The sequence below is a fragment of the Pseudomonas mosselii genome (assembly GCF_005796105.1).
In the GTDB taxonomy this organism is placed as follows: domain Bacteria; phylum Pseudomonadota; class Gammaproteobacteria; order Pseudomonadales; family Pseudomonadaceae; genus Aquipseudomonas; species Aquipseudomonas mosselii_C.
In genome coordinates this window covers 16,493-43,353 of record NZ_VAUO01000006.1, presented here as the reverse complement: position 1 = coordinate 43,353, position 26,861 = coordinate 16,493, and the positions used below count along the sequence as shown (strand labels likewise).

The following is a 26,861-nucleotide window of genomic DNA, read 5'->3' as shown; positions in this document are numbered from 1 at the left end:
AGCATCGTTCGTATGCAGCACGACACCATGCTTGATCTTGCTATTTTAGCGTGGTATAGTATATCTGATTCCGCATTTTTCAGCCTAATTGCTGTTAAGGTCCGGAAGGCTGAGTAAAGATCAGCGTAGCGAAGCATTAGCAGCTCCCACAAGGCTCTATTAGCTTGGCTACTTTAAGGTTGATGTAAGGATAAGTTTATAGATTTTATAATCTTTAGCTTGTTTGAACATGTCCGCTCATCTTTCTCGTGTGGGTATACGTATGAAATAAGGGGTCCCTAGGACCCCTTTTTTCTGACCAAGGGAAAAGGACTTTATGGATTACGAAGAAATCCTAGATCTGGCACTAGATCAGGTTTCGAAAAGCGGTGCGGCAGTTCCAGGCGCTAAATTCAGATCTTTTGTCTCAAAAATTGCGGCCGATAATCACGTCCAGTTTCCACCTGATGGAATGTCGAGCTTTGCAAAGTTTTTGGAAAACTTTCCTCATAAAGTCATCATTCAGCGAACGCCCGGTCGTGATATTCAAATTGCACCGATAGGTCGTGGAGAACTTTTAGCTGAGCCGACAGTTTCCAGCCCATTTACACGAATTCGCGAAGATTTTTTCAGCGCGTTGACTGCTCTGCCAAATCCTAAAGAGCCGGTCACTCATTACTATTCTATCGAAACTGATGAGGTTTTTTGTCAGTCAAGTGCGGTTGAGATGCCTGTCGACGGTATTCCACTTCCACCCGGTGGGCTCGAACAGGAAGTTGAGGTCCGGAGAGCCTTTATTGATGGCGTTAAGCTTGATTCCACCATCAAAGGTAAGCTGAGTGAAGCACTGGATGGTGCTAAACCTCTCGCAAGTTTTACTCACGCTGCTCGGGCATATGGTGTTGCTCAGAAATGGCATAAATTTAGGTTAAAGGCTCTCGCTCAAAAGCTAAAGGATTGGTCTGATGAGCGAGGACTAATCTGGCAGCCTACTTGGGTTACAGGTAGTCCTGGGAAGTCTCCGACGGTAATCGCCGAGGTTGCGGAGCCATTGGTGGATGAAGAGCTGGAAAATGGTTTGCAAAGCTTCTTAGCTCGTTTGAGCCGTGAAGATGTTTCTCGTATTTCAGTGCCTTTAGATGTGGTTTTAAAGCTTCTCTCTCATAAGTGATGCTTCATGAATCACAATATCATTATTGCGGGAGTTGCAGGCTCACGAGTAAAGAGACTCCAATCTGTGTTCGTTGAGATTGGTTGCGAATTTGATCCCTGGGTCTTTACTGTATTTGCTGGCTCGGATAGTAAGGAAGACGGGCTTAGAAAGGTTCAGGTTGAAGCTCTTTTGGATAAGGTGGTGAGTCAAGGTGGCGCTACCGTTGTGGGTGTCGCGAGCGGCACTGCGGCCGACCGCGAGTTGCTGGCTATCGAGCCTATGATCAGGCCTTTTTTTCGCTATCGGCGTATAGACGCTTGTCACCTTAAACTTGCTTATTCGGCTCCAAGTTTGGCGGATTTCAAAAGATTTTTAGCGGATGTCCTAGAGGAAGAGTGCTTCTGGCAAGAGCATATTAAACCTAAAGACCAGTATTCTCCGTTAATTCTGCCTGAGATGTTTTTGTCCAAGAAACATCATGGGCTCTGGCGTATGGCCGAGAGCTATAATGGCTTGGATAATCTAAAGGGTGTTAAAAAAAGCTTGGCAAGGTTCTCAGATGACCATAGTCGCCAAGCTAGATCTAATAATTACCCAGTCTGGGTTGATAGTAAAGAGAGGGCCTGGGATGTTCGAGGGCCGCGCCACGGTAAAGCAACTTTCCCTGAGACGTGGAAGTATTCTCATCAGCTAATAGAGGGCCTTCATTTTGATGTGAGTTCGGTGAATCAAAGAAGTTTTGAGTTCGTCGATAGGTACAAGAAAACTCACTTTAAGAAAAATGGACCTACGGAGTATCTTAATGTCACCCCGTTCGGAGCTGTGAGAGGTAAGAAATAGCCTGACGCAATTTTTTGCTCTCAGCCTACCATAGATAATTAATCTGACTGCTCCCCTAGCTGCGTTACATCGCGACGGTATTATTTGGAAACGATCAGGAAAGCCTAAGAGAGGAAAAGTGCTGTCTACATCCGAGATATTTGCCTCAGAAGAGGTACGCGACCTCTGCCTGCGAGAGCGTTATGTCCGGGGACATAGCACGAAGACGCGGACGTTCGTGGTTTTGCAAGACGGTGTAGAGGTAGGTTTGCTTATCTACGAAGACTGGGGGCTTCCGCAGGGCTTCATTTACGAAATTTTTGTGCTTCGCGAAGTGAGGGGGGCAGGAATAGGAGCGTGGATGCTTGGGCAGGCCGAGAGTATTGCATCTGAGATTGGCTGTATGAGCGTCAAGCTTACCGCAAGGTCCTTGGACCGAGAGCATTATTCCGATGAGGCTCTGATCCATTGGTACGAGCGCAAGGGGTACGTTCGGTGCGATCCAGACAGCTCAGATTTGACCAAGTGCTTTTCGCCCCCCGTTGAGTGATCGCGCTGTTGACCAAGGGCATTGAAGCGACACTGGCTTCGGCCAGGTCGAAGCCAGTGACGGTCCCCATTACAACCACATCCAGCATGGCATGCGTCTTGACGGACTTATTTGTCTTCCGCAGCGTTCGTACCCCGGTTCGAGTGGATTGCTGCCCGCGCTATCCTTACCTCTAGTGGCTTTGCCGTTTCCGTCTGATTAGCTGCTCCAATGTACAAGCGCCTGGTCGTCCTCCACTGGGGAGTAAAGCCCTTGCGGATTGTCGTCATATAGCCTTTCGAATAGAACGTACCCATGACGCTCGCGTCGTATCGTATATGCCAGGCGTTGTTGGCTTGCCTGCAAAATCGAAGTCGTGGAAAACTCCGATATGGGTCGGGCGAAACGCGCTGGTCGCGCGGGTATCTAACCAAGCGGCCAGCCATAGCCCACCTTGTAGGTTGATAGGTTGGGTGTGGCATTCGCTCGGACTACCTGGTGAGGGGGGACACATCGCCTGATTTGATTTTCCACGCTCCTCAGAAGTGCTACGTAGCAGAACTGTTTTTTCGTTTTACTGAAGCCAGAAGCTTTGATTTGTAGTCAACCTCCATGTTGCAAAGATATATCGTTATGTTTCTAGACTTGTTTAAGAAGCCATATGTCTCTCTAGGTTCGATGTATGTGAATGCTAAGTGGTTTTCACTGCTTTCGTGTTTTTGGCATGTAATATTTTTCTCCAATGAGTATTTGTTAACGGCGGCTTCGATGTGCTGCGCTATTGCATCAAATTCTCTGTCGAACGAGAAAATCACTAGATAGAGGTCTATCGGGGAGCCTTCGTTTATAATGTCGTTTTCGCTATATCGCTTAAATAATTGATGAAGGCCTTCATATATTTTCTGATAAAAGTTTTCTGTTGCGAGTTTGGATTCAACTAGTCCTATGGTTTTCCCGTTGTTTGTTATTTTTATATCTGCGCGGCCTGAACCTATGTAAGCTTCACGTTGAATTGATATTCTGCTGTTTTTAAAATAGGCTGCTCTTAGCAGGCTGGCAAGAACTGCGGTTAGGTTTTCCTCTTTAAACTTATTTTGAGAGGAGCTGTCGGAGTTTTTTAACCTGTACAAGCCGTCATTTCTTTTTATTTCAAGTAACGAAGCGCGTATATTTTCGCTGAGATTAAGCTCGTTTACCCATGAATCCCACATTCCAGACAACAAGGTGTGGACTGTTCTAAGGGGGTTATCTTGGTTTTTAAAAGGGTCGGCATGAAAATTGAGTATGCGGTCGTTGGAAATTTCAATATGTTTCCTGGTGAGCTTCAGTTCTTCTAGGAAAAGATGGCCTTGGGGCCGGTTGTATCTTTGAAATTCCTCTCTGAGCTTAAAGAGTTTTGCAAGGCACGCATTGTATTCGCTAAGTGTCTTTGCTGCCGTGGGATGGTCGGATTTGAGTTTTGCCGATGCCGCCTGTATTAGGTCGATACAGTTTTGTAATGGGTTGGATAATGTGATTTCGTTGAAGTAACCATTTTCGTTTCTGATGGCTAGCGAGCACACATTGCCTTGAGTTGCTATTTCAGATGGTATGCTGAGTTTGTCATCTGCTGTTACTATAAGATGAAAAGAGCCTCTGCCAGTTTTTATAGAGTAGTCGGCCCAGCGTCTCACGACATATAGTGTAATTGTAGGGTGGTAAAATGAAACTGCAAGGTTCTCTCCTTGGCTAAAAAGCGTGTAATAAAAAGTTGAGTAGGATTTTAGTGAGTCCTCTATGAGGTTTTTTATCTGGTCATTTGTCAGGTTTTTTAAAGATATTTGGCGTTGGATGTTTAGTGCAGTGTTTCTGATAATGTCGAGGGTAGTGCCGTGTGACATGTAAAGCTCTTCCCTTATGCCTTGCAGGTAAAGCTGGAAAGCAAGCAGGTAATCATGTTCTGCTTTGCTCAAGATGTTTTCTATATTGCGTTGGTCATGAATGTCGCCTTTGTATCTTAAAAAGTTTTGTATTCTAAGTAGCTTGTGCCGTTCAGGCGCGTTGTTAAAGATGATTATAAGGTCATCAAGTACGTCTAGGAAGACGCCTATGCTTTTTAGACTTCCGTTATGAAGTGCGACTCTCGTGTCAATGGTTTTTTCAAGATTTTTATTTCTGGATAAATGGCTGAGTTTCGAGATCATTTTATTTTTCCGTATTTTAAAATTTGTGCTGGCTCTGTGTTGATAAACTTGTGGTCGAGGTTTTTCGGTACTTGAATCGTTCGTTTGAATTGAGCCGGGTAGTTATTGTAATTGTAATTTCAATGCGAGTGGGAGTACATGCTGCTTAACCCATGCTTTCATGACTGTCCGAAAACTCTCATCCAGTCGAAAAAGTCCTCGGAGGCGTACCCGACGCTACAGTTGGCGTCGAACCGTTCGTTGATTCTGATGAGGGGCATCCGCTGAGCTTCGTGGGGAGAGGTTGGAAAAAACGCTCCACCAGGCTCGCTGTGCAGGAAGAAATCGCCGAGCTTTGCCCCGCAGTGCTCGCAGTGATTCATCCAGTATCGGGTGCCAGCTGTTTTGCTGTGGGCCAGTTTGAACTTGCTGCTAAAGCGGTAGATCTGCTTCGTGACCTGGGAGGAGAGACTGCCGACATTGGAGACAGTCCCCCGATATCCATGGCACTGCCATTCGCCCAGGTTGCTGGCGAGCGCGAAATCCTCGTTCTCGTCCTCGTAGTAATCGAATTCTTCGTGTGTCTCCGGCAACTTGAACGAATACACACGAGTCAAGCTGGGGCAGGCCCAGCAGCCGGAGACCGACTCCAGGATGTAGTAGTAGGGCGCCCTGACGCAAAATTCTGGTCCGTGCTCCAGGCCGTCGTGCTGCGTTACCGGCAGCCACTGAGCCAAGGGACCCATCTCGATTCCCTCTGGAATGTACCAGGTCTTCTGGCTAGGGTCCCATTTGGCACCGAGGGATTTTGCTTTCATCTTTCTCAGCGAAGGAGACTTTCAGGTCAATCCTTGCCATTCCTGTTTCCTTATTTCTGGCGCACCATGAAGTGCCCGAGCCCAAGCTAGAGCCTTATGGTGTTGCTTGGAGGCGCAGTATCCCAGAAAGTTGGCGCATCTGGAGAAGGTTCCTAACCAGAAATTGATTGCCAAAAAACGCGCTTCTGTGGCCTGCGAAGAATGCGGGTGACCTGTCGCACTTGTGGAAGGGGGCACCGCATTTGCTGACCAATACTTGAGGGTACTGACTCCCTTGAGCCGCTCTCTGAGGCACTTCAGCTCAGTCGAGTAGGCCCGGCGAATCCATAGAGTCCCTGTAGACCAAGATGGTTGCGCTTATATGGTAAGCCGCGTGCCATCCGTTGGCATTTCTGCCTCCAGAGATTGCTGAGTCTGGGTGATTCGGTAGAGGAGTTGTGGCAGAATCCTAGCTTCTATTGGGCATCAACCCTTGGTTTTCAAAAAACACAAGGGCTCCGAGTTAATTAGGATAGTTCTGATATAAGGAATTCGCAAATGCGGTTTGTTAATCTCATTTCTCTCATCCAAGCAAGTGAATCATTGGGTGAAGAGGTCTTCCAAAAATTTTTGCAGTTTCATGGTATAAAACTAAGGAAAGGGGAGCTTGAGGATTTATCTGGTTTGGTTGAAGAGCTTGATTATTCCCCAGGTGAAATGAAAGTTTTTGATGGTTTCTATTTGGGTTATAGAATACCTCAGATTGGTAAGGAATTTGATCTGCTCAGGTTTTCTGATGATGCCATAGTTAATATTGAGCTAAAAAGCACATGTACGAAAGAAAAGGCGAGAGAGCAGCTAAGAAGAAATCGATATTACCTAGCGTTCACCAAGAAAAAAGTCCGCGCTTTTACGTATATTTCTGGTAGTAAAAAACTGTACGAGCTTGATGAGGACTCTAATTTAGTAGAAGCTAAGGCTAGTGCCCTTAAAGCATTGCTTAAACGGAAAGTTCCTGTTTGGAATGAGAGGGTTGATGCGCTATTTGACCCCTCGAATTATTTGGTTTCTCCTTTTAATGCTACGGATAGATTTTTGAATAATGAATATTTTTTGACGCATCAGCAGGAAGAATATAAAAATAAAATTATGGAGTCAATTGAAGTTTCCAAAAGCTATCGTTTTATATCTGTGACAGGCAGCGCAGGTACTGGTAAAACGTTGCTAGTCTATGATATCGCTAAGGGTCTTCAGGTTTCAGGTTATAAACTTGCAGTCATCCATTGTGGAATTATAAATGATGGCCAGTCAAAGTTAAAGGATCACGGGTGGGATATTTCGGAAATAAAAGAATACAAAAAATTCAAGATTGAGCGCTACGATGTGGTGGTTGTCGATGAAGCGCAGCGTATTAGAAAGGCGCAGCTCGACATACTTGTTAAGTGGGTTGAGGATTCGGGGAGGATATGTATTTTTTCCTACGATAAGGCCCAAACGCTGTCTAGGGAAGAGGAGGCGATGGATGTTGCTAGCGATATAAATAAGGTCGTTCAGGATAGTTACAGTCTTTCGGAAAAAATAAGAACGAACAAAGAGATTTCTGATTTTATTAAGGCCCTGTTTAATAATAAAAGAAATCATCCTTTGTCAAGGAGGGATAATATTGAGATTAGCTATTTTGACAATGTTGATGATGCTAAGTCGTACCTTTCTTCGCTGGATGGAAATGACTGGGAGGTTATTCGTTTTACACCATCCTTATATAATGTTGAGCACCATGAGAAATATTTTTCCCAAGTGGGAAATACTTCGCATCAAGTGATTGGTCAGGAGTTTGATGGTGTTGCAATTCCGATTGATCACTATTTTAGCTATCGTGATAATGGTGAGCTGTATTATAAGGGGCGGGCTCATTATCATGTTTCCAAGATGCTATTTCAGAATATCACGCGTGCTAGAAAAAGACTTAAGCTGGTGATCATTAAAAATAATGAAATATTGACCCGGTGCGCATCCATTCTTCAGTAGGTTTCATGTATGCAGTGAAGGTTAAGTTTCTTGTTAGTAAAGGTGTTTGCTGATGCCGGGGTCGGAGTTTCCATTGTCTAGGGTTATTGCCGGCATCAGATGGTTAGAAATTAGTGCGCTCATTGAAGCTGATATACGATGGGGGTGAAGTGCGCGCTGTGGGGATTTCCCCGCGACGGATTGTTTAAGAAATGTTTTTCTTAGTTATGAGCAGTCTCTGCTTTATTTGCATAGGCCGAGCTATAGATACATCATTGAGCTTTACGGTAATTATTCGGTCTTTCTCGTAACTTCTCCTGATGGCTGAGAGTTTTTTGTGGAGAGTCGCCTGCACCGTTCGACGCGTCCCAGTCTCACATCGCTGAGAAATTCTCTCTCTAGGAGTTACTGCGTAAGGCTCTCGGCCAACTTCGGGTTTGGATTCTTGCTGAGGCAACAGCAGATGCTCGGACAGGTAAGATGATTCAGTGGTTTCTTATTTTGTGGTCAGGGTGCGCTGATGTTGATAGTGTGTATTGATCGGTTGCTGGCGTTATTTTTTTGATCTATTTGGGGTTGGCAGTGCTTTCATTAACTCCTCTTTAGATATCTTGTGTTGAGCAGAGTTGTAAATCATTCGGTGGAGCATGTCGTGCAGCATGCCATTTTGATATTCGAGTGATGCGACGCTTTTCTCAAGAGTCTGAATTTTTTGCATGGCCACGGTCATGTTTTTTGGGCGGTTTGGTGCTTTCTGGGTTTTGGCGATTAGCTCTTCTTTTTTCGCCTTGTATTCAAAGACCAGAATACTTTTTGTCGAGAGTGCTTGTCTCGTTGGGATGTAGTCCAGGTGCAGCTTGGCCGCTTGGCATATCGCGTCCCATGTGAGTTTCATGTCGGCTGGCCATGAACGAATGTCTTTGGCGATTTTTTTGATAATTTTGTCAGGAATGGGGGCTGGCATTGTTTTCGTCCATCATAAATTTCATGTATTCCAGGACTTCATTGCTCAGGTTAGACGTGTCCAGTTGCTCTGGGCGCGAATTAGGAGTGCTGGAGACTTTCTCCACAATCCGCTGCTCAAGACTGAAGTCCAAGCCGATGTTCTTAATCACCGCCCCGTCTGCGATTGCGGGGTCAGTCATGACGTTGAGCAATGCAAGATACCCTTGATAGCGCATAAAATGCGTATCATACCAGCGATCCGCTGGGCGGTTCCCTTTTTTCATGTCAGCCAACGCAGCATCGAGATTTTCTTTAATCGCATCTCGCTCGAATTCAATGGCTTCGATTGAGCGTTTGTGGCCTTTGCACAGCAGTAGTTCCGAACAGTTCAAGCAGTCTTTGAATTTGTTGCAGTAGCTGACGGTGTAATCGTGGGAGCATATGCCGAAAGCGGTGACAATGTTAGGGCCTTTGGGGCGTGAATTGCGATACTCCTCATGGGTGATCGGGTTGTGTGCAATTTGAATGGCAGGAATTCGATTTTCCGCAATTTTCTTTGCTGTTCGTGCAGGGTCCTCGTGCATGTAGGTGACGGTTTGTTGTTGCGAGGCGCGTGCGCTCCACTCTGTGATCATTTTGATTGAAATGCCCGCCTCTTTAGCAATTGTATTTAGTAGATGGCGGAATTGGTGCGAATTTACCGAAATATCTCCAAAGTTATGCTTGTGAAAAAAGCTCATGCTAATTTCTTTGTTTCCACGCATGATGCGCTTGCTAGTCATTCTTTTTGAGTAGTAGTCTCTGTTATAGGGCACCAAAAACACTGGGCTACTTGATAAGGTGCTCGACAGTTGGTTGTATCGAAGGCACATCAAGGCCTCCGACATCTTCAGGCGGTGAGCGCCTTTTTCATAAGGCAGCTGGTAGGGGAAGTCAGGGTTTAACTTCATATTGTGTCTTTTTACAACTTGCCATAGTGAGTTTAGCGTGTATCCCGTGACGCTGTAGCTCCCTGTGTTGTTAAGCATAAATGTCTCTGTGGAGCCGATAGACTTGAAGCCTAAAGCATCAGTCACTTGTTGAGGTGTTAATGGCGCATCGTCGTCGACATCCGGACAGGAGGTGTGGCGATAAAATTTGTCGCTGCCGCTTTCGAGGTGGCGGGCAAGTTTTCTTCCCTCAGCGGTAATGGATTGAAGTCGCTTGACGGCCTCTTCTGTGATCGGGGCGATAGTCTCTACGACGGCTTTTGCCATAAATTTATTAGTCTTAGGGGCGAAGCCCTTTAAAATCAGTTCGGGCTCACCGTTCTTGTTATTTTCATACGCATAGGGGACCGTTCTGAAATATCCCAGTTCGCTAATGCGGCAAGGAAATGACAGTAGCAATGCCGTGGTCGAGGTAATGAAGATGTCCTCATCGTCCTGTGGGACAGAGTAACCATTGGCGAAGATTTCAGCCGTGGCCCAAATCGCGTCCGAGCACGGCAGCTTTGCTTCATGCTGCTCGCGGCTAAGATTTTGAGGTGCTCCAGGGTTGGCATTCTTGCCAACAAACGAATGTGTCCAAAGAATCTGATGGGTTGTTAGTTTGTTGACGGAGATGTGTTTTCCAAGTGCCTCCAAGGCATTGCCCACGCCACTTCGATCCATGATGCTCTTCTCTAACAGAAGTTCGCTGGCAGCCACAAAGTGCCTATCTTGGGCATCACAGATTAAGGCATGGCCGTCTAAGCGGATCATCGCCGTTTCCAGTAGTTGAAGTGCGAGCACGCTTCGGGAGACTGTTTGCGTTGGCTTAATGTGCTGGGTATAGCGTATGTAGGCTTTAGCGAAATCTCCAAACGGGTTAGACATTAGATCACTGAGCTGCGGCGCTCGGGTCTTATGAAGCTGACGGCTCTCAAGATTAAGAAAACGAATTCTTCGGAACGGTGTTTCCCACGTGTGATTGTCCCAGGCAAAGCTGTCGAAATTCGACCACAGTGTGATTTTTGATTTTGCCTGGTCGATATAGTGTGCCAGATTGTTCCCAGCGGTTAGCGTAGCCTTGGGCTTGAATAAGACGATGTTATCCATTTTTCTGGTCCTCCAGCATCAGCTTCCGCATTTCACACCGACGAATCACCTCGATGACCGCTTCCTTTTCACGCTCGTAGTCGATGGTCATGAGTACATTGCGTCCGCTACCAACTGTGGGAATCAGGTTGTGCCTTTTTTCTTTCTCTATGAGCATGTCCAGCACTTGATGGTGAGGTCCGTCGAGCCACGGTTCGAAATGGGGGCAGTGGTAGCAGGCGACAGGAATACCGGCTGCACAGAAGGTGCGTTCACCACAGCCCCCAAGGTTGGTCGATTCACGTCCATTTAACGAGATACGACTGATCTTTCCCTCATTGCCATATGTTCGATCCTGAACTTCGTCTCGAATCGGCCCTGTGAAAGCTCGCACGATAGGGTTCATGTAGGGGGCTATCGGGCGAAGCATTCTGGCCGTTTCGGCATCATCCTTATAATACACATGCAAGGCCCTGGATGTTTTGTGGCCCAACCAAAACTGAAGCTGAGCCATCGGTACGCCCGCTCGTGCAAGTTGCCATGTACGTGTGTAGCGATTCCGGTAAGCATTCTCTAGCAGAATCTCACCCGTTCTCTCCGAGGTGATCTTGGTTCCAAATCCTTCTCGGCGAATAGCTTGTGTTGTAGATGATCCTAAACAATGAAGCAGTCGGCTGGCATAAATGAAGTCGAGTGTGCGCTCGTATTTTTTAACCATAGCCACACGACGCCTCAGATTACCGTAGCTGAAGAGAGGGAGTTCCAGTTCCTGTTCTTTGGTGAAATAAATGCCTGTCAGGGCTGTAAGCTCTGCAATTGTTCTCTTTGCTACTTGCTGGCAAAGGTCCCACAACTCGTCGGCGATTGGATGCACCTCAGGTGCACCCTGGCGGAATGCAACGGCCCTCTCTTTGGCGGCTGGAAATGCAATTCGCCGTCCTTTCACGCCCTGGGTTTCACCAAGCTCTTGCAGGTCTTTAATTTTTAGGCGTGCGAATTGAACGGGGCGCCTGCCATATTGGGCGGACAGTAAACACAGCGTAGATTTATCTAATGGGGTGATGCCTTTTTCGAGGTCTTGCCAAAGAGTGCGAATCAGCAGGTCATGCTCTTCATTGGTGTACCAGCCTTCATTTGGATCATCTGATTGGACCTTGCTGCCAGCTGGCCTAGGTGGAGCAGGAGGGTGCAACAGCCGGAGAAGCTCTATGGCTTCGGGGTCAACGCCAGGGAGGGCTAAGTCATGCCATTGTGTCAGAATGCGTTTAATGCTGTGAAAAAAGTTACAATGCGCGTAGTGCGCGTATGATTGGAAGCTATGTACGAAGTCTTCAGTAATCCGTGGGCAGGGAAAATTCGTGAGTAATTTATTTAAGTCGCTGATAGACGCCCAGATGACCGACGGTGAAAATTTGAACCTTGTGCACATTTTGGTCAGTGTTTGACTAAAGCCACTGAACGCCTCTGCGGACAAATTTTCATATATCGCCATGGCGGGCGCGTGCCCAACACCGACTACCTCGATGGACTCATCATGGTAGTTGATGAAGACTGTATTGTTGGTGTTGATAAACGGATTGTACTTCGGTTGGGTAGGCTGGACTGCTTCAGTTGTCGCGATAAGATTGTGCGAAGGAATCATGAGCGCGGCGTTCTCCGGTCGGTAACATAGCTGGCAGCTTTAAGGCCGGTTTCGGCAGCGCCTTCGATTATATGGCGTTCATTGTAGAGAGTTGCCATAGCTGAACCGGGAATCCAGCCCATCAGATAGCAGCGCTGCGACGCTTCTTCAGTCTCATTCAAACCCAGCTCTTGCGCGGATTTTGAGAATCGATAATTCCAATCGTGCCTGAGCAGGTGCGGATGAAGTTCACGCAGTGCAGGATACTTATCACGAATCAGCTGTAGTGCATTGTAAAAAGCGCTCGCCTCTAAGGGTTTGCCTTGTGTAGCGTTTGCTCGGTGGTTGATGAAGATAAAATGTTCGTCACCAAACTCCACATAGGGAACCAGGGCTCTGTCTAGCCGCAGATAGTCTTGAATTTTCTTGGAGAGTTGCTCCGTGATCGGAACAAGGCGGCCTAGCGTCTTGGCTACAGGCTGGCGCACGCGTCGGTCCAGCTCATCATCATGGTTGATATCAATTTGCAAGGTGGCACAGTCCCCACCGCGAGCGGGTGTGAAATTCTTCAGTTTTAGGCTGAGCAGCTCGCCAAATCGCATCCCTGTTTCATAGAGAATTTCAAGCATTACCGCGTTACGCGTAGCAGCGTGCCGATTTGCGGGTCGCAGGACATGGGCATGAGGGTTCTGGAATAGCAGGCATAGCGCGTCCTGCGCGGCTTCAGAAAGGTGCTTGGCAAGGGTGTCGCGCTTACGCTGGTGCTCGGAGCCGGTGGGTAGCTGCAACCCGGATAAGGCCTTGATCATGTCGCTGATCGACCGAGCGATATCGCCATTTGCATGGTTAATCAGATAGCCTGCCAGCCATTCCAGATAATGTTGGATATGTCCGCAGCGGCTGTTGAATTTGCCTGAGCAGATGGCTTGGGTGGTGGATTTTCGATTGATCATCAGAAAGCCCCCCAGTCTGCCAATTTCTGCTGTGGTCAAGGGCAAGCGGCTTACAAAGCGCTGATCCAGGTCGATGCCTTCCATATGCGCCCACTCGTACACGCGCTGGATCGATGTCAGGGTGTCTCGCTGGGTGGAGTGCCTGCGTTGCCATAGGCTTTGTCCGGCATACAAGGTGGGGTAGTACAACGGCACACCGCCTTGTTCTCGATCACAGAGCTGAGAGAAATGCACGTTCTGCGTTGAGATGTAGTCAAGCACGGCTAGCTGCATGGTTTTTACGTTTTCTTGAGTGAGCAAATGTGTAAGCAGGTTTTTACATTTTCTCGGCGCGATGAGCAAGTGGAAATCTCCGTAAGGACCTGTTATACTTGGTCTTATGGGTGGTTTTGGTAGAGAGGTTTTTACAAATGTTGGATAACAGGATAGTCATCCTCGACACCGAAACCACCGGCATGCCGGTGACCGAAGGTCACCGCATCATCGAGATCGGTTGCGTCGAGGTGGTTGGCCGGCGTCTGACCGGGCGGCACTTCCACGTCTACTTGCAGCCCGACCGCGAGAGCGACGAAGGCGCGATCAACGTGCACGGCATCACCGACGCCTTCCTGATCGACAAGCCGCGTTTTGGCGATGTGGCCGAGGAATTCTTCGCGTTCATCCAGGGCGCCACCCTGGTCATCCATAACGCGGCGTTCGACGTCGGCTTCATCAATAATGAGTTCGCCCTGCTGGGGCAGCATGAGCGCGCCGATATCTCGCAGCACTGCGCGATTCTCGACACCCTGATGATGGCGCGTTCGCGCCACCCTGGGCAGCGCAACAGCCTCGATGCCCTGTGCAAACGCTACGGTATCGACAACTCCGGTCGTGAACTGCACGGCGCGTTGCTCGACTCGGAACTGCTGGCCGACGTCTATCTGGCGATGACCGGTGGGCAGACCAGCCTATCGCTGGCCGGCGAGGGCGCTGCTGGGGAAGACGGACAGGCCGGCACTGGTAGCGAGATCCGTCGCATCGTTGGACGCGCGCCGGGGCGGGTGATCATGGCGACTGGTGAAGAACTCGACGCGCATGCCGAGCGCTTGGCAGCGGTGGCCAAGTCTGCCGGCGGGCCTTCGATGTGGCAGGCGTTGAGTGAGCCGGCAGCAGGCTGAGTCACCCAGCCCCTCCAGGCGTGGCTAAAGCCGTCTATCCATCCGGCAGTTAGCGATGCAGCCCCACCGATTCTCGATTACCTGTTTTCGCACAGGCCTTCGACGAAGGTTTCCCGGGCTTCGTCGCCGACGTGCATGGCCTGCAGCGCGAACGGCAGGCCTACACGGTGACTGCATCAAGGAATACGGATGATTTCGACGCCGGTTTGCGCCAGTTCGAAGCGATCTTCGCCCAGGTGGTTGACCCGGTCACCGATGGCCAGGCGATAGGTGGTGATTGGCGCACCTTGGATGCTGCCATCGGCCTGGAGCGTGGACTCCTGGAATTCGTGTACCGGGTAGATACGGCCTTCGGCGTCGCGGGCGTGGAACTGGCCGACCATTACTGCTGCCATTTTGGGTGGAACCCTCTGAAACGTTTGGGAAATGTCTGAGGTGATAGACCTGCGTTGGCACCGGGAAGTTTTCCGCTGGATGGAAAAAAACCTTGGGGCTGAGCAGGGGTCATCTATAACTACTGGCCTGTGCTGGCGAATCCGCCATCCAGGTCATTTCCCTACCGCAGCAGAGGATGCAAAGTGCCATGAGCCAGGTCTATTCGGTCGCTGTCGTCGTCGGCAGCCTGCGCAAGGACTCCTTGAACCGCAAGGTGGCACGCGCCTTGTCGGAGCTTGCGCCGTCCAGCATCGCCCTGCAGGTCGTCGAAATTGGCGACTTGCCGTTGTACAACGAAGATGTCGAGGCTGAGGCGCTGCCGCAGAGCTGGCAGCGTTTTCGCGACGAAATTCGGCGCAGCGATGCGGTGTTGTTCGTCACCCCGGAGTACAACCGCTCGGTGCCGGGCTGCCTGAAGAACGCCATCGATGTGGGATCGCGCCCCTATGGACAGAGCGCCTGGAGCGGCAAGCCGACGGCGGTGGTGAGCGTGTCTCCAGGGGCGATTGGCGGGTTTGGCGCCAATCACGCGGTTCGCCAGTCGCTGGTGTTTCTCGACATGCCCTGCATGCAAATGCCCGAGGCCTACATCGGTGGAGCGGCGGCCTTGTTCGACGAGTCAGGCCAGCTGAATGAAAAGACCCGGCCGTTCTTGCAGGCTTTCATCGACAAGTTCGCCTCGTGGGTGAAGCTCAACCGTTCGGTCTGAGGGCCTGCGCAGGCCAACGCGTGCCCGCAGCCTCGCCTGTCGGTGCGCTCGGCCTGCGAAAACTTTGCCTGATCAAGACGTTCCTTGGCTTGGCCGCGCTGGCCTGATGGGCCTAACATGCGGCCTTGCCGCCTGCGCCTGAACCCGCCAAGGACCGTCGATGAGCGAGAAAGACACCATCTCCATGCAACTGGTGCGCGAGGCGCTGTTACAGACCTGCCCAGCCGGCGAGCCGGACGCCAGCCTGCTGGCCAGCGCCGGGATTGATGCGCAGCAGCTCGATCTTGCGGCGGCGCGGGTCAGTGCCAAGTCTTACGCACGCCTGTGGCGGCTGCTGGCGCGGCGCTGCGATGACGAGTTTTTCGGCATGGACCCGCGAGGTTTGCGCAGCGGCAGCTTGGCGTTCCTGTGCCGCGCGGCGATGGCCCAGCCGACCCTGGGCGATGGGCTACAGGCGGTGCTGGATTTTCTCGGGTTGATGCTTCAGGACCTGCGGCCGGGCCTGGTGCGTCAGCAGAGCCTGGCGGAAATCATCATTGACGAGCCGCGCGCTGCGCCGCGACGGGCCTTCACCTATTTCACCTTCTGGATGATCGTGCATGGTGTGACGTGTTGGTTGGCCGGGCGACGCATCCCGATCCTGACCATCGACCTGCGCTGCGCCGAGCCGCCGTTCTGCGATGACTACCGTGTGATGTTCTCCGAGAGCCTGCAGTTCGAGCGGCCACGCACGCGCATGATCATCCCCGCTGACTGCCTGGATGTGCCCTTACGGCGCAGCAACGAGGAGTTGCAGCGTTTCCTTGCCGAGGCTCCGGGCAACATTCTGGTGAAGTACCGTGATCCGGCCAGTCTCGCCCGGCGTATCCGTACCGACTTGCTGGCCCAGGCACCAGCGCTGTGGCCCGATGCCCAAGCCGTGGCTTGCCAATTGTGCCTGTCGCTGTCGACCTTGCGCCGGCGCCTGGCCGAGGAAGGCCAGACCTACCAGGGCATCAAGGACAGCGTGCGTCGCGAGCTGGCGATTGCCTGGTTGGCCGATGCCGAGCCGAGCCTGGCCGACATCGCCCAGCGGCTGGGGTTTGCCGACAGCAGTTCGTTTTACAAGGCGTTTCGCAAATGGTTCGGCTGCAATCCGGGGCACTATCGCAACCTGATGATTTAGCGCCTTGCCCAGGACACGGCCACAGGTGAACCGCATATTGCCGCGGACGCCTGTACGTTTTCCCTCTGCCTCGCAAGCGCTCGGCGCCTGAAGCTCGCGGTTTTGAGCCCAGCGAGGTGCTTGTCATGCCGTCCGAAGTTGTTCCGTCTTCCGTGCCCGCCAAGATCGAACGCGCTACCGATGCGTTCATCGGGGCTCGCCTTGCGCAATGGCTGGTCCAAGCGTCGCCGGGCCAGATCAATACCTTGCGTGACCGCTTCAAGGCCCACCGCGACAGCGAGCAACGATTGCGCGAGGCGACCGTTGACTTGCTGTCCGTGCAGCACTTCGCCGAGCAGCAGTTCGACGCGCTGCTGACTGAGCGGTTGGCGCCAGGGGTAAACGTCAAGCACCTCGAATGGCTGGAGATCACCCCTGAGTTCGGGCGATACCTGGGCAGCGGCTGGCCATACGTCGTGCCGCGTTATACCCGCAAGCCGGGCCTGTTGACGCTGATGCAGAACTTTCATGAGGGGGCATCGTTCTATGAGGGCTCGGGCTTAGTGATGCCAGGCACCAACCGGGTAGTCTCGGGCGATACCACGACCCTGGTTAGGGCTTGCCGCGAGCGCGATATCGGTGCTTTGTACCAGGGGTTGCTGACACGTACCTTCACCCCGGCGACCGAAGCGCTGCTCAGCGACAATAAGCGTGCGGGCCTTCGGCTTGCGGTGGAGGTTGCGACCTTGCAAGGGCTGCTCGATGCCCACGAGCAACTCGCCCTGAGGGCCGTGGCAAATGGCAGTGACGACCTGTTGACGACTTACTTGCAGGCCTCACCGGCGCTGTTGACGATACTCGGCCAAACGGTGGCTGACGCAGTGGTGCTGCGACTGCGTGACAATCAAGGGCAGGGCGCTGGCGTCATACTCTATCTGCCCAGCGATCCACAGCGGGCGCTGCGCAAGTTCAGCTCGTGGGAGGTGATGGCCAGCGAACTGCTCGATGACCTCAAGCGCCCTGAGTATCGTAGCTACTTCAGTCAGTTGATCGGTCTGGGTGAACGCCCTGCCTGGTTGGGCACACTGGCGCTGCGCTTGAAGGACAGTTCGCCAGACCTGCAATTGCAGGCCCACGAAGTTGCCTCGGACATCTTTACGCGGCTTGTAGCCGTGCAAGTCAGCCACGCCAAGGAGAATGCGCGGTTGTTGCTGGTGCCCACGGCCGATGCTGATCGTGCTGCGGCACGCGCACGCCTGGAGGCTTGGAAAAGCGTGGGCATGAGCCTGGCCAATCTGGCCGGGCTGTTCATTCCTGTGGTCGGAGAGCTGCTACTGGGCCAGTTCGTCGTGCAGACACTCTCGCAGGTCTACGAAGGTGCGGTGGATTGGCACCGTGGGCACCAGCACGAGGCGCTCGAACACATGCTCGGCGTGGCCGAAAGCCTGGCGGTTGCTGCGGCGGTAGCTGGTGGCGCGAGTATCGTCGCCAAGGGGTTCGCCCGCAGTGCCTTCGTCGATGCGCTGGAACCTGTGCAAACGGCGGCTTCGCAGCAGCGACTGTGGGCGCCTGATCTGCGCCAATACGCCAGTGAGCCAGAGGACGCCACGTTGCAAGCTGACGGCCTTTACGGACAGGGGCCGCGACGCTGGATCAAGGTGGGTGGGCATTTCCATGAAGTTCATCGTCCCGATCCGCTGGGGCCGTGGCGCTTGCGGCATCCGCGCGGCGATGATGCGTTCGGACCGGTGTTGTGCAGCAATGGCGAGCGTGGCTGGTGGTTGCGCGGCGAGCGACCGCTGGAGTGGAATGACAGCGCTCGACTGCTCGACACCCTATGGCCTCACCAGCCTGCACTACAGGCCGCGCGGGCGGAGCAGATCATGCAGGTGGCTGGCATCGACCAGGACGAATTACGCGGGCTGCTGGTCGAGCAACGACCGGTTCCGGTCAACCTGCGCTACACCGTGCGGCGTTTCGCGGCTGACCAGCGCATCGACGCGTTTTTTGCCGGGCTGCACGACACTGCGCTGATCACCGATGACCTCGAACGTACGACTACGGCCAGCGGCGACCGGCAGATCCTCGATTGGTGTCTGGCCCGGCCTGCTGTTCAAGGCCTGCGAGGGCCCGCGCTACAGCAGGCATTGATCGATGATGAACCGATGTTCAGGGGCGAGCTGCTTGAACACCTGACGTCGGTGGCGTCGTCCGACGAGCCGCTGTTCGTGTTGCTCAAGCGCGACTTTCAAGGCTTGCCGGATGATTACGTGTTGAATGTGGTCGAACGCGCCGATGCGGTTCAGCTGGCGGTGGCGCGGGTCGAGGCGCGTGTGCCGCTGCCGCTCGCACAGCAGGCCCGCACGCTGTTGCAGATGGCTAGGCTCAACCGGGCACTGGAAGGCCTCTATCTCAGTAGCTCCAACAGCGATGAAACCGGCGAGCTGGTGCTGTCGCTCCTTGGGCGCGTGCCGAATTGGCCCAGTGCGGTGAGTATTGAGTTGCGTCAAGGTTCGGACAGCGGACGACTGATTACTCGGACCGATCCCCAGGGCGATCCTCGCACGCTGACGACGCTGGTCCTCAAGCACGGGCGCTACTGGCTGTACGACAATCGGGGGGTCGAGCTTGAGGTTCTGGTCGAGGAACCTGCCGGATTGTTCGAGGCCATCGTCGCGCTGTTGTCGCCGCAGCAGTTGCAGCGCATGGGCATCAGCACCGAAGGTGCCGCCGCTCAGTTGCGCCTGAAGGTGCTCGAACAGGTCCCGGCGCAGCGGACGCGGCTTCTGCAAGTCATGGGCTGGCGTGCGCAGCAGCCGTGGTTCAATCCGGGTCAGCGCCTGCCCGACGGGCGCGTAGGTTACCTCCTAAGTGGCCGCGGGCAGGGGCCTGCCAACGCCCGTGAAACCTTGCGCACGCGCGTTCGCAGCTTGTACCCCGGCTTTTCCGATACCCAAGTCGAGGGCTACTTGAACCTGCTTCTCAGACGCCCGGGTGAGGCGTTCGACATCTTGCTTGAGCAAGAGGAGAACTATGTACGACTAGACCGCAGCCTCAACCGCTGGGAGCAGGCGCACACCCAACCCGCGACCCGCAGTGCCTGTGCGCAGGTCGCCGCGCGTCTGCGTCAAGCGTGGCGCTTGCAGGGCGAGCGTGTGGTGAATGCCCAGGGCGCCATCGAAGGTATGCGCCTGGACTTGAGCGGCTTACCGGTACAGGACTTACCCGCCGTGCCCCATGACACCGACTTCGGACACGTTACCGTATTGGTGATGGCCAACATGCGCTTGGAGCAGGTGCCCGCTGACTTCCTGCGGGCGTTCTCTGGCCTGCGCCGGCTGAACCTGGTCAGCAACCGCCTGACCCAGGTGCCCGAAGGTATCGCGTACCTCACCGAGCTGCGCACAGTGCGCCTGAGTCACAACCAGATTCGTATGAGCCATGACGGTTTCGCCAGGCTGACGGGGTTGCCGAGGCTCGTCGACCTCGACCTGAGCTACAACCCGCTGGGTAGGTTGCAACTGCGCTTCAACCACCTGCCGTTGTTGGCGAGCCTGAACCTGCGTTATTGCCGACTGAGCGAGTGGCCTGGCGGCCTCGAGCTGCTGGGTAATCTGCAGAGCTGTGATCTGCGTGACAACCAGCTCACCGATATCCCACAAGACATCCTGCGCATGCCGCTGTATTACCGGCAGGCACTGTTGGTCCAACGCAATCCGATACCGGCACAGGCCTTTGTGAACCTGCATATGCTTGAAGTTCACTCGATGCAGCACGAGGGTGTGGGTGAAGGGAGTCTGGGGGGCGATTATGCCGACGCCAGGCGGGTATGGCTGGACAGGATGCCGGACACTCAACAGGATGTGCTCGCCCAACGCTGGGACACGCTCGTGGCGTTGCCGCACAGCAGTGCGGTATTCGACGTCCTGCGAGAGCTGCCGCGTACGGCAGACTTTCGTTCGGGCCAGGCGTACATGACCGATCACGTGTGGACGCTGTTGCACACTTTGGAAAGCGACAGCGAACTGCGTGATCAGGTGTTCACCGTTGCCAGCCAGCCTTTGACCTGTGAAGACAGTGTCATCGACCGCTTCGCGGCCCTGCAGGTGCAGGTCAGGGTCGCTGTGGCCGAGCGTGAGGGCAGCCTGCATGAACGCCGTGCGCAATTTCTCGAACTCGGGCGCGGGCTGTTCCGCCTGGAGCGCTTGGAGCAGTATGCGCGTGAGGATATCCGCGCCCGTGCGCTGCAAGAGCGCGGCGTCGATGAAATCGAAGTGAGCTTGTTCTACCGCGTGCACCTGGCCGATCAGCTCGAACTGCCTTTTCAGCCACGCAGCATGCGCTTCGGTGACGTTGCGCGGGTGTCCTCGGCGCAGTTGCAGGACGCCAGGCGCGCCGTACTGGCGGCGCAGACACCGCAGGCACTGGCCGAAAGCCTGGCCGCCCGGCTGTTCTGGCAACGCTATCTGCGTGAGCGGCATGCGGCGCTGTTCGGTGAAGTGGAGCTGTCGTTCGATCAGCGCGGCACGGCAATCGACGAGCAAGAAGAGACGTTGACCAGCGAGCAGTACGTGCAGCGCTGGGATGCGCTTCGGGTGGAGCGCCAGGCCGCGATGAACGCATTGAGCGTGCGACTGACCTTGGAGGTGCTGGCCGAAGAGCAGGGCTGACCGGGCAAAACCAGTCATCCAGATTGACAGCTTTGGCCATTGCCGGGCTCGCCAGGCGGCGCGAACATCTTCAGACCGATGGTGCACTCCAACAATAAGAAGCTAGGAGTCTGACGATGCGCGATTACGCCGGGGCGGCCCGTTCGTTCAATTACGCCGAGGCCGCCGCAGCGGCCCTGCACGGTAGCTTGCAGGCCCTCAACGCCTGTGTCGAATGCTGCGACCGGCATGTCGGTCGCGGCAAGCTGGCGTTGATCCATGAAGACCGCGACGGTAACGGTGGGCGCTACAGTTTCGATCAGTTGCAAGCCCAGGCCGCGCGCTTTGCCAACGTGCTCAGGGCGCAGGGTGTCGGCGTCGGCGACCGGGTTGCCGGCCTGTTACCTCGCACCCCCGAGTTGCTGGTCACCCTTCTGGCTACCTGGCGCTTGGGCGCCGTCTACCAGCCACTGTTTACCGCGTTCGGGCCGAAGGCCATCGAACACCGTCTGGAGCAGTCCGGTGCGCGTGTACTGGTTACTGACCGCACCAACCGTGCAAAACTCACCCAGCTGCCCCAGTGCCCGACGCTCATTACGGTCGGCGCCGCGTCCGGTGAGCTGGACTTTCATGCGTTGCTGCAGGCCGCTGAAAGTGCCTGCGAGCCGGTAATGCGAACGGGTGACGATCCATTCCTGCTGATGTTCACCTCTGGCACCACCGGCCCGGCCAAACCGCTGGAGGTGCCGCTTCGGGCAATCATCGCGTTCCAGGGCTATATGCGCGATGCCATCGATTTACGCCCCGACGACCGTTTCTGGAACCTGGCCGATCCCGGCTGGGCCTATGGCCTGTACTACGCGGTGATCGGACCGTTGTCCATGGGGCATGCCACGACGTTCTACGACGGGCCGTTCAGTGTCGAGAGCTGCGCGCGGATCATCGATAAATTGGCGATCAACAACCTGACCGGGTCTCCCACCGCATACCGCTTGCTGATCGCGGCCGGGGATGCCTTCGCGGCGCCGGTAAAAGGCCGCTTGAGGGTGCTGAGCAGCGCAGGCGAGCCGCTCAATCCCGAGGTTATTCGCTGGTTCGCCGAAGCGCTTGGCGTGACCATCCATGACCACTATGGCCAGACCGAACTGGGCATGGTGCTGTGCAATCACCATGCGCTGGCGCATCCGGTGCGTCCAGGCTCAGCCGGTTTCGCTATCCCTGGTCATCGCATCGTCGTGGTCGACGAGCAGGGTCGCGAGCTACCGGCTGGGCAGCCGGGCATCCTGGCCGTTGACCGCGAGCAGTCGCCACTGTGTTGGTTCGGTGGCTATCAGGGTGTATCGACCAAGGCGTTCGTGGGCAAATACTACTTGTCCGGCGACACCGTCGAGCTGAACGCGGACGGCAGCATCAGTTTCGTGGGACGTAGCGACGATGTGATCACCACCTCCGGCTACCGTGTGGGGCCGTTCGATGTGGAAAGCGCATTGATCGAGCACCCGGCGGTGATCGAAGCCGCCGTGATCGGCAAGCCCGACCCGGAGCGCACCGAGCTGATCAAGGCGTTCGTGGTGCTGGCCCAGGGTGTGGAGGGCGATCCGACACTTGCCGACGCGCTGCGTCAGCACGTGCGCCAACGTCTGTACGCCCACGCTTACCCGCGTGAAATCGAATTTGTCAGCGAACTGCCCAAGACCCCCAGCGGCAAGCTGCAGCGCTTTATCCTGCGCAATCAGGAAATTGCCCGACAACAAGCCGCGCAGCCGACTGCTGCGGGCGCCTGAAGGAAGACTCCCATGCACATCACCGAAAAACACTTCATCGTCAGTGGCGGCGCGTCAGGTCTGGGCGCGGCCACTGCGCAGATGCTCATCGAAGCCGGTGCCAAGGTCATGCTGGTAGACCTGAACGCCGACGCGGTCCAGGCCAAGGCTGCTGAACTGGGTGGCAATGCCCACTTCGCGGTGGCGGACATCAGTGACGAGCAAGCCGCACAGACAGCGGTTGATGCCGCCGTCAGTACCTTCGGCAGCCTACATGGGTTGGTCAACTGCGCCGGCATCGTCGGTGCCGAAAAAGTCCTGGGCAAGCACGGCCCGCATGGGCTAGCCAGCTTCGCCAAGGTGATCAACGTCAACCTGGTGGGCAGCTTCAACCTGCTGCGCCTGGCCGCCGCCGCCATCGCAGAAGGACAGCCTGATGCAGGCGGCGAGCGCGGGGTAATCATCAACACGGCCTCGATCGCCGCCTACGACGGTCAGATCGGCCAGGCCGCCTACGCCGCTTCCAAGGGGGCTATCGCCAGCCTGACCCTGCCGGTCGCAAGGGAACTGGCGCGTTTCGGCATCCGTGTGATGACCATCGCGCCCGGTATCTTCGAGACGCCGATGATGGCCGGCATGACCGACGAGGTGCGTGCCTCGCTGTCCGCTGGCGTGCCATTCCCACCTCGGCTGGGTCGCCCGCAGGAGTATGCGGCACTGGCCCGTCACATTATCGAGAACAGCATGCTCAACGGCGAAGTCATTCGCCTCGACGGCGCGCTGCGCATGGCTGCCAAGTAAGGAGTTCGCCACATGACTCTCACCCACGACCCCATCGTCATCGTCAGCGCGGTACGCACGCCCATGGGCGGCTTGCAGGGCGATCTCAAGAGCCTGACCGCGCCGCAGTTGGGCAGCGCAGCAATCCGCGCTGCGGTCGAGCGTGCCGGCATCGATGCCGCCAGCGTCGACCAGGTGCTGTTCGGCTGCGTACTGCCGGCAGGGCAGGGCCAGGCACCGGCGCGCCAGGCAGCACTCGGCGCCGGGCTTGGCAAGCACACCACCTGCACCACCCTCAACAAAATGTGCGGCTCGGGGATGCAGGCGGCAATCATGGCTCACGATCAGTTGCTGGTCGGCAGCGCCGAGGTGATCGTCGCCGGCGGCATGGAAAGCATGAGCAACGCGCCGTACCTGCTGGACAAGGCCCGTGGTGGCTATCGCATGGGCCACGGCAAGATCATCGACCATATGTTCATGGATGGCCTGGAAGATGCTTACGACAAAGGCCGGCTGATGGGCACCTTCGCTGAAGACTGCGCGCAGCAGCGCGGCTTCAGCCGCGAGGCCCAGGACGCTTTCGCCATTGCCTCCCTGACCCGTGCCCAGCAAGCGATCGCCAGCGGTCGCTTCGCTGCCGAGATCGTTCCGGTGGAGGTCACCGAGGGCAAGCAGAGTCGACTCGTCAGTGATGACGAGCAGCCACCCAAGGCACGCCTGGACAAGATCGCGCAACTCAGGCCGGCGTTTCGTGAAGGCGGTACGGTCACTGCTGCCAACGCCAGCTCGATCTCCGATGGCGCCGCCGCCCTGGTGCTGATGCGCCGCAGCGAAGCGCAAAAGCGCGGGCTTACGCCCTTGGCGGTGATCCACGGACATGCCGCGTTTGCCGACACTCCGGCATTGTTCCCCACCGCGCCAATCGGGGCGATCGACAAGCTGATGCAGCGCACGGGTTGGAACCTGGGCGAGGTCGACTTGTTCGAGATCAACGAAGCGTTCGCGGTGGTCACCCTGGCGACCATGCAGCAGCTCGACCTGCCCCATGACAAGGTCAACATCCACGGCGGCGCCTGTGCCCTGGGTCACCCGATTGGCGCCTCGGGTGCGCGCATTCTGGTGACCCTGCTGTCGGCACTGCGCCAGAACAACTTGCGCCGTGGCGTGGCCGCCATCTGCATTGGCGGTGGCGAGGCCACGGCCATGGCGCTCGAATGCGTGTATTGAGGTGGAACCATGCTGGTAACTGATGAGCAACAACAGATCGCCGATGCCGTGCGCGATTTTGCCCAAGAGCGCCTGAAACCCTTCGCCGAACAGTGGGACAAGGAACACCGCTTTCCCAAGCAGGCCATCGCAGAAATGGCCGCGCTGGGGCTGTTCGGTATGCTGGTGCCTGAGGCTTACGGGGGCAGTGATACCGGTTACGTGGCCTATGCGATGGCCCTCGAAGAGATCGCCGCCGGTGACGGCGCCTGCTCGACCATCATGAGCGTGCACAACTCGGTAGGTTGCGTACCGATCCTCAAGTTCGGCAACGAGGCGCAAAAGCAGCAGTTTCTTGCGCCGCTGGCCAGCGGCGCGATGCTCGGCGCGTTTGCCCTCACCGAGCCCCAGGCCGGCTCCGACGCCAGCAGCCTGAAGACCCGCGCACGCCTTGACGGCGATCATTATGTGCTCAATGGCAGCAAGCAGTTCATCACCTCCGGTCAGAACGCCGGGGTGGTGATCGTCTTTGCCGTCACCGATCCTGACGCCGGCAAGCGTGGCATCAGCGCGTTCATCGTGCCGACCGACTCTCCCGGCTATCAGGTCGCGCGGGTCGAGAACAAGCTCGGCCAGCATGCCTCCGACACCTGCCAAATCGTCTTCGACAATGTGCGCGTGCCGGTGGCCAACCGCCTGGGCGAGGAAGGGCAGGGTTACAAGATTGCCCTGGCCAACCTTGAGGGTGGGCGTATCGGCATCGCATCGCAGGCAGTGGGCATGGCCCGTGCGGCATTCGAGGTTGCTCGCGACTACGCCCAAGAGCGCCAGAGTTTCGGTAAGGTGTTGATCGAGCACCAGGCGGTGGCCTTCCGTCTGGCCGATATGGCTACTCGCATCGCCGTGGCCCGGCAGATGGTGCTGCATGCTGCGGCACTGCGCGACGCAGGGCGTCCAGCCTTGGTAGAGGCTTCGATGGCTAAGCTGTTTGCCTCGGAAATGGCCGAAAAGGTCTGTTCGGATGCCTTGCAGACCCTTGGGGGTTATGGCTATCTGAGCGACTTCCCGTTGGCTCGCATCTATCGCGACGTGCGGGTTTGCCAGATTTACGAAGGCACCAGCGATATTCAGCGCATGGTTATTGCGCGCAACCTTTGAAGGAGCAGCCTGCATGGCATTCGAAAGCATCCTGTTGGACATTCACGGCAAGGTCGGTTTGATCACGCTCAACCGCCCCCAGGCGCTCAATGCCCTGAATGCGCAGATCGTGCGCGAGATCAACCTGGCCCTGGATCAGCTCGAACGTGATCCAAACATCGGTTGCGTTGTGCTGACTGGCTCGGCCAAAGCGTTCGCCGCCGGTGCCGACATCAAGGAAATGGCCGAGCTGCAATACCCGCAGATCTACGTCGACGACCTGTTCAGCGACGCCGACCGCATCGCCAACCGGCGCAAGCCGATCATTGCCGCCGTGGCAGGTTTCGCCTTGGGCGGTGGCTGTGAGCTGGCGATGATGTGCGACTTCATTCTCGCCGCCGACAACGCCAAGTTCGGCCAACCGGAGATCAACCTTGGCGTACTGCCGGGCATGGGCGGCACCCAACGGTTGACCCGTGCGGTGGGCAAGGCCAAAGCCATGGAGTTATGCCTGAGCGGCCGTTTGATGGGCGCCGAGGAGGCCGAGCGCTCCGGCCTGGTGGCCCGCGTGGTGCCGCAGGCCGATTTGCTGGAGGAGGCGCTGAAGGTGGCCGCGAGCATCGCGAGCAAGTCGATCCCGGTCAGCATGATGGTCAAGGAGAGCGTCAACCGTGCCTTTGAAGTCACCCTGAGCGAGGGGGTGCGCTTCGAGCGGCGAGTGTTCCACGCCGCGTTCGCCACCGAAGACCAGAAAGAAGGCATGGCGGCCTTCATTGCCAAGCGCGAAGCGCAATTCAAGGATCGTTGAAGGGCCACGTCGGCTATGCCGACGGCCCACAGCAGACCCCTGGCCGCAGGG

At 55.4% G+C, this 26,861-nt stretch carries 20 protein-coding genes; 13 read left to right on the top strand and 7 right to left on the bottom strand.

Going from position 1 to position 26,861, the window contains the following annotated elements; translation table 11 throughout:
* Positions 1-316: 316 nt before the first annotated feature.
* From FEM01_RS13995 to FEM01_RS13985, 3 genes are all read left to right on the top strand, one after another.
* On the top strand, positions 317-1,150 hold the full coding sequence (locus FEM01_RS13995) for a hypothetical protein (RefSeq protein WP_138220085.1): 834 nt from the start codon (positions 317-319) through the stop codon (positions 1,148-1,150).
* 6 nt (positions 1,151-1,156) lie between these two features.
* Positions 1,157-1,972, top strand: coding sequence for a hypothetical protein (locus FEM01_RS13990; protein WP_138220084.1), 816 nt, complete (start codon positions 1,157-1,159; stop codon positions 1,970-1,972).
* A 118-nt stretch (positions 1,973-2,090) separates the two neighbouring features.
* Positions 2,091-2,501, top strand: a complete 411-nt coding sequence (locus FEM01_RS13985) for a GNAT family N-acetyltransferase (RefSeq protein WP_276610606.1) — start codon at positions 2,091-2,093, stop codon at positions 2,499-2,501.
* A gap of 527 nt (positions 2,502-3,028) precedes the next feature.
* Here the strand turns inward: FEM01_RS13985 and FEM01_RS13980 are convergent.
* Both FEM01_RS13980 and FEM01_RS13975 read right to left on the bottom strand, forming a co-directional pair.
* The gene (locus FEM01_RS13980) at positions 3,029-4,663 is read right to left on the bottom strand and encodes a hypothetical protein (RefSeq protein WP_138220083.1); all 1,635 of its coding nucleotides are present in this window, start codon (positions 4,661-4,663) and stop codon (positions 3,029-3,031) included.
* 158 nt (positions 4,664-4,821) lie between these two features.
* The gene (locus FEM01_RS13975) at positions 4,822-5,460 is read right to left on the bottom strand and encodes a DUF5710 domain-containing protein (protein ID WP_205884552.1); all 639 of its coding nucleotides are present in this window, start codon (positions 5,458-5,460) and stop codon (positions 4,822-4,824) included.
* Positions 5,461-5,997: 537 nt separating this feature from the next.
* Here FEM01_RS13975 and FEM01_RS13970 point away from each other — a divergent pair.
* Positions 5,998-7,467, top strand: a complete 1,470-nt coding sequence (locus FEM01_RS13970) for a DNA/RNA helicase domain-containing protein (RefSeq protein ID WP_138220082.1) — start codon at positions 5,998-6,000, stop codon at positions 7,465-7,467.
* Positions 7,468-7,999: 532 nt separating this feature from the next.
* On the opposite strand, the gene FEM01_RS13965 is transcribed toward FEM01_RS13970, so the two are convergent.
* Genes FEM01_RS13965 through FEM01_RS13950 form a run of 4 tightly spaced genes read right to left on the bottom strand, consistent with a single transcriptional unit; the run spans position 8,000 to position 13,364 of the window.
* A complete protein-coding gene (locus tag FEM01_RS13965) occupies positions 8,000-8,410 on the bottom strand; it encodes a hypothetical protein (protein WP_138220081.1) in 411 nt (136 codons plus the stop codon).
* Complete coding sequence (locus FEM01_RS13960) at positions 8,391-10,469, bottom strand: hypothetical protein (protein ID WP_138220080.1); 2,079 nt, start codon at positions 10,467-10,469, stop codon at positions 8,391-8,393. Before FEM01_RS13960 ends, FEM01_RS13965 begins: the two co-directional genes overlap by 20 nt.
* Positions 10,462-12,090: a hypothetical protein gene (locus FEM01_RS13955; protein ID WP_138220079.1), complete on the bottom strand. Its 1,629-nt coding sequence runs from the start codon at positions 12,088-12,090 to the stop codon at positions 10,462-10,464. The genes FEM01_RS13960 and FEM01_RS13955 overlap by 8 nt, the downstream gene beginning before the upstream one ends.
* Positions 12,087-13,364 (bottom strand): tyrosine-type recombinase/integrase, encoded by a 1,278-nt coding sequence (locus FEM01_RS13950; protein ID WP_138220078.1) that lies wholly within the window; start codon positions 13,362-13,364, stop codon positions 12,087-12,089. The genes FEM01_RS13955 and FEM01_RS13950 overlap by 4 nt, the downstream gene beginning before the upstream one ends.
* Positions 13,365-13,432: 68 nt before the next feature.
* On the opposite strand from FEM01_RS13950, the gene dnaQ reads away from it, so the two are divergent.
* The gene (gene dnaQ / locus FEM01_RS13945; RefSeq protein WP_138220077.1) at positions 13,433-14,179 is read left to right on the top strand and encodes a DNA polymerase III subunit epsilon; all 747 of its coding nucleotides are present in this window, start codon (positions 13,433-13,435) and stop codon (positions 14,177-14,179) included.
* 176 nt (positions 14,180-14,355) lie between these two features.
* Here the strand turns inward: dnaQ and FEM01_RS13940 are convergent, their stop codons facing one another.
* Positions 14,356-14,574, bottom strand: coding sequence for a hypothetical protein (locus FEM01_RS13940; RefSeq protein WP_138220076.1), 219 nt, complete (start codon positions 14,572-14,574; stop codon positions 14,356-14,358).
* 188 nt (positions 14,575-14,762) lie between these two features.
* On the opposite strand from FEM01_RS13940, the gene FEM01_RS13935 reads away from it, so the two are divergent.
* From FEM01_RS13935 to FEM01_RS13900, 8 genes are all read left to right on the top strand, one after another.
* A complete protein-coding gene (locus tag FEM01_RS13935; RefSeq protein ID WP_138220075.1) occupies positions 14,763-15,323 on the top strand; it encodes an NADPH-dependent FMN reductase in 561 nt (186 codons plus the stop codon).
* 160 nt (positions 15,324-15,483) lie between these two features.
* A complete protein-coding gene (locus FEM01_RS13930) occupies positions 15,484-16,488 on the top strand; it encodes an AraC family transcriptional regulator (protein ID WP_138220074.1) in 1,005 nt (334 codons plus the stop codon).
* Positions 16,489-16,613: 125 nt separating this feature from the next.
* On the top strand, positions 16,614-21,137 hold the full coding sequence (locus FEM01_RS13925) for an NEL-type E3 ubiquitin ligase domain-containing protein (RefSeq protein ID WP_138220073.1): 4,524 nt from the start codon (positions 16,614-16,616) through the stop codon (positions 21,135-21,137).
* Positions 21,138-21,253: 116 nt separating this feature from the next.
* Entirely contained in the window at positions 21,254-22,900 is a 1,647-nt protein-coding gene (locus tag FEM01_RS13920) for an AMP-binding protein (protein ID WP_138220072.1), read from the top strand.
* Positions 22,901-22,912: 12 nt separating this feature from the next.
* Positions 22,913-23,680 (top strand): SDR family NAD(P)-dependent oxidoreductase, encoded by a 768-nt coding sequence (locus tag FEM01_RS13915; RefSeq protein WP_138220071.1) that lies wholly within the window; start codon positions 22,913-22,915, stop codon positions 23,678-23,680.
* Positions 23,681-23,692: 12 nt separating this feature from the next.
* The gene (locus tag FEM01_RS13910) at positions 23,693-24,886 is read left to right on the top strand and encodes an acetyl-CoA C-acyltransferase (protein WP_138220070.1); all 1,194 of its coding nucleotides are present in this window, start codon (positions 23,693-23,695) and stop codon (positions 24,884-24,886) included.
* Positions 24,887-24,895: 9 nt separating this feature from the next.
* Positions 24,896-26,023, top strand: a complete 1,128-nt coding sequence (locus FEM01_RS13905) for an acyl-CoA dehydrogenase (protein WP_138220069.1) — start codon at positions 24,896-24,898, stop codon at positions 26,021-26,023.
* 13 nt (positions 26,024-26,036) lie between these two features.
* Positions 26,037-26,810 carry an enoyl-CoA hydratase gene (locus FEM01_RS13900; protein ID WP_138220068.1) on the top strand — a complete coding sequence of 258 codons (774 nt, stop codon included), beginning with the start codon at positions 26,037-26,039 and terminating at the stop codon, positions 26,808-26,810.
* Positions 26,811-26,861: the final 51 nt, after the last annotated feature.

What these genes read in the sequence shown, in the direction of transcription:
- FEM01_RS13995 (WP_138220085.1), top strand. Translation starts at nt 317, where the DNA reads ATGGATTACGAAGAAATCCTAGATCTGGCACTAGATCAGGTTTCGAAA.
- FEM01_RS13990 (WP_138220084.1), top strand. Translation starts at nt 1,157, where the DNA reads ATGAATCACAATATCATTATTGCGGGAGTTGCAGGCTCACGAGTAAAG.
- FEM01_RS13980 (WP_138220083.1), bottom strand. Translation starts at nt 4,663, where the DNA reads ATGATCTCGAAACTCAGCCATTTATCCAGAAATAAAAATCTTGAAAAA.
- FEM01_RS13975 (WP_205884552.1), bottom strand. Translation starts at nt 5,460, where the DNA reads ATGAAAGCAAAATCCCTCGGTGCCAAATGGGACCCTAGCCAGAAGACC.
- FEM01_RS13970 (WP_138220082.1), top strand. Translation starts at nt 5,998, where the DNA reads ATGCGGTTTGTTAATCTCATTTCTCTCATCCAAGCAAGTGAATCATTG.
- FEM01_RS13965 (WP_138220081.1), bottom strand. Translation starts at nt 8,410, where the DNA reads ATGCCAGCCCCCATTCCTGACAAAATTATCAAAAAAATCGCCAAAGAC.
- FEM01_RS13960 (WP_138220080.1), bottom strand. Translation starts at nt 10,469, where the DNA reads ATGGATAACATCGTCTTATTCAAGCCCAAGGCTACGCTAACCGCTGGG.
- FEM01_RS13955 (WP_138220079.1), bottom strand. Translation starts at nt 12,090, where the DNA reads ATGATTCCTTCGCACAATCTTATCGCGACAACTGAAGCAGTCCAGCCT.
- dnaQ (WP_138220077.1), top strand. Translation starts at nt 13,433, where the DNA reads ATGTTGGATAACAGGATAGTCATCCTCGACACCGAAACCACCGGCATG.
- FEM01_RS13940 (WP_138220076.1), bottom strand. Translation starts at nt 14,574, where the DNA reads ATGGCAGCAGTAATGGTCGGCCAGTTCCACGCCCGCGACGCCGAAGGC.
- FEM01_RS13935 (WP_138220075.1), top strand. Translation starts at nt 14,763, where the DNA reads ATGAGCCAGGTCTATTCGGTCGCTGTCGTCGTCGGCAGCCTGCGCAAG.
- FEM01_RS13930 (WP_138220074.1), top strand. Translation starts at nt 15,484, where the DNA reads ATGAGCGAGAAAGACACCATCTCCATGCAACTGGTGCGCGAGGCGCTG.
- FEM01_RS13925 (WP_138220073.1), top strand. Translation starts at nt 16,614, where the DNA reads ATGCCGTCCGAAGTTGTTCCGTCTTCCGTGCCCGCCAAGATCGAACGC.
- FEM01_RS13920 (WP_138220072.1), top strand. Translation starts at nt 21,254, where the DNA reads ATGCGCGATTACGCCGGGGCGGCCCGTTCGTTCAATTACGCCGAGGCC.
- FEM01_RS13915 (WP_138220071.1), top strand. Translation starts at nt 22,913, where the DNA reads ATGCACATCACCGAAAAACACTTCATCGTCAGTGGCGGCGCGTCAGGT.
- FEM01_RS13910 (WP_138220070.1), top strand. Translation starts at nt 23,693, where the DNA reads ATGACTCTCACCCACGACCCCATCGTCATCGTCAGCGCGGTACGCACG.
- FEM01_RS13905 (WP_138220069.1), top strand. Translation starts at nt 24,896, where the DNA reads ATGCTGGTAACTGATGAGCAACAACAGATCGCCGATGCCGTGCGCGAT.
- FEM01_RS13900 (WP_138220068.1), top strand. Translation starts at nt 26,037, where the DNA reads ATGGCATTCGAAAGCATCCTGTTGGACATTCACGGCAAGGTCGGTTTG.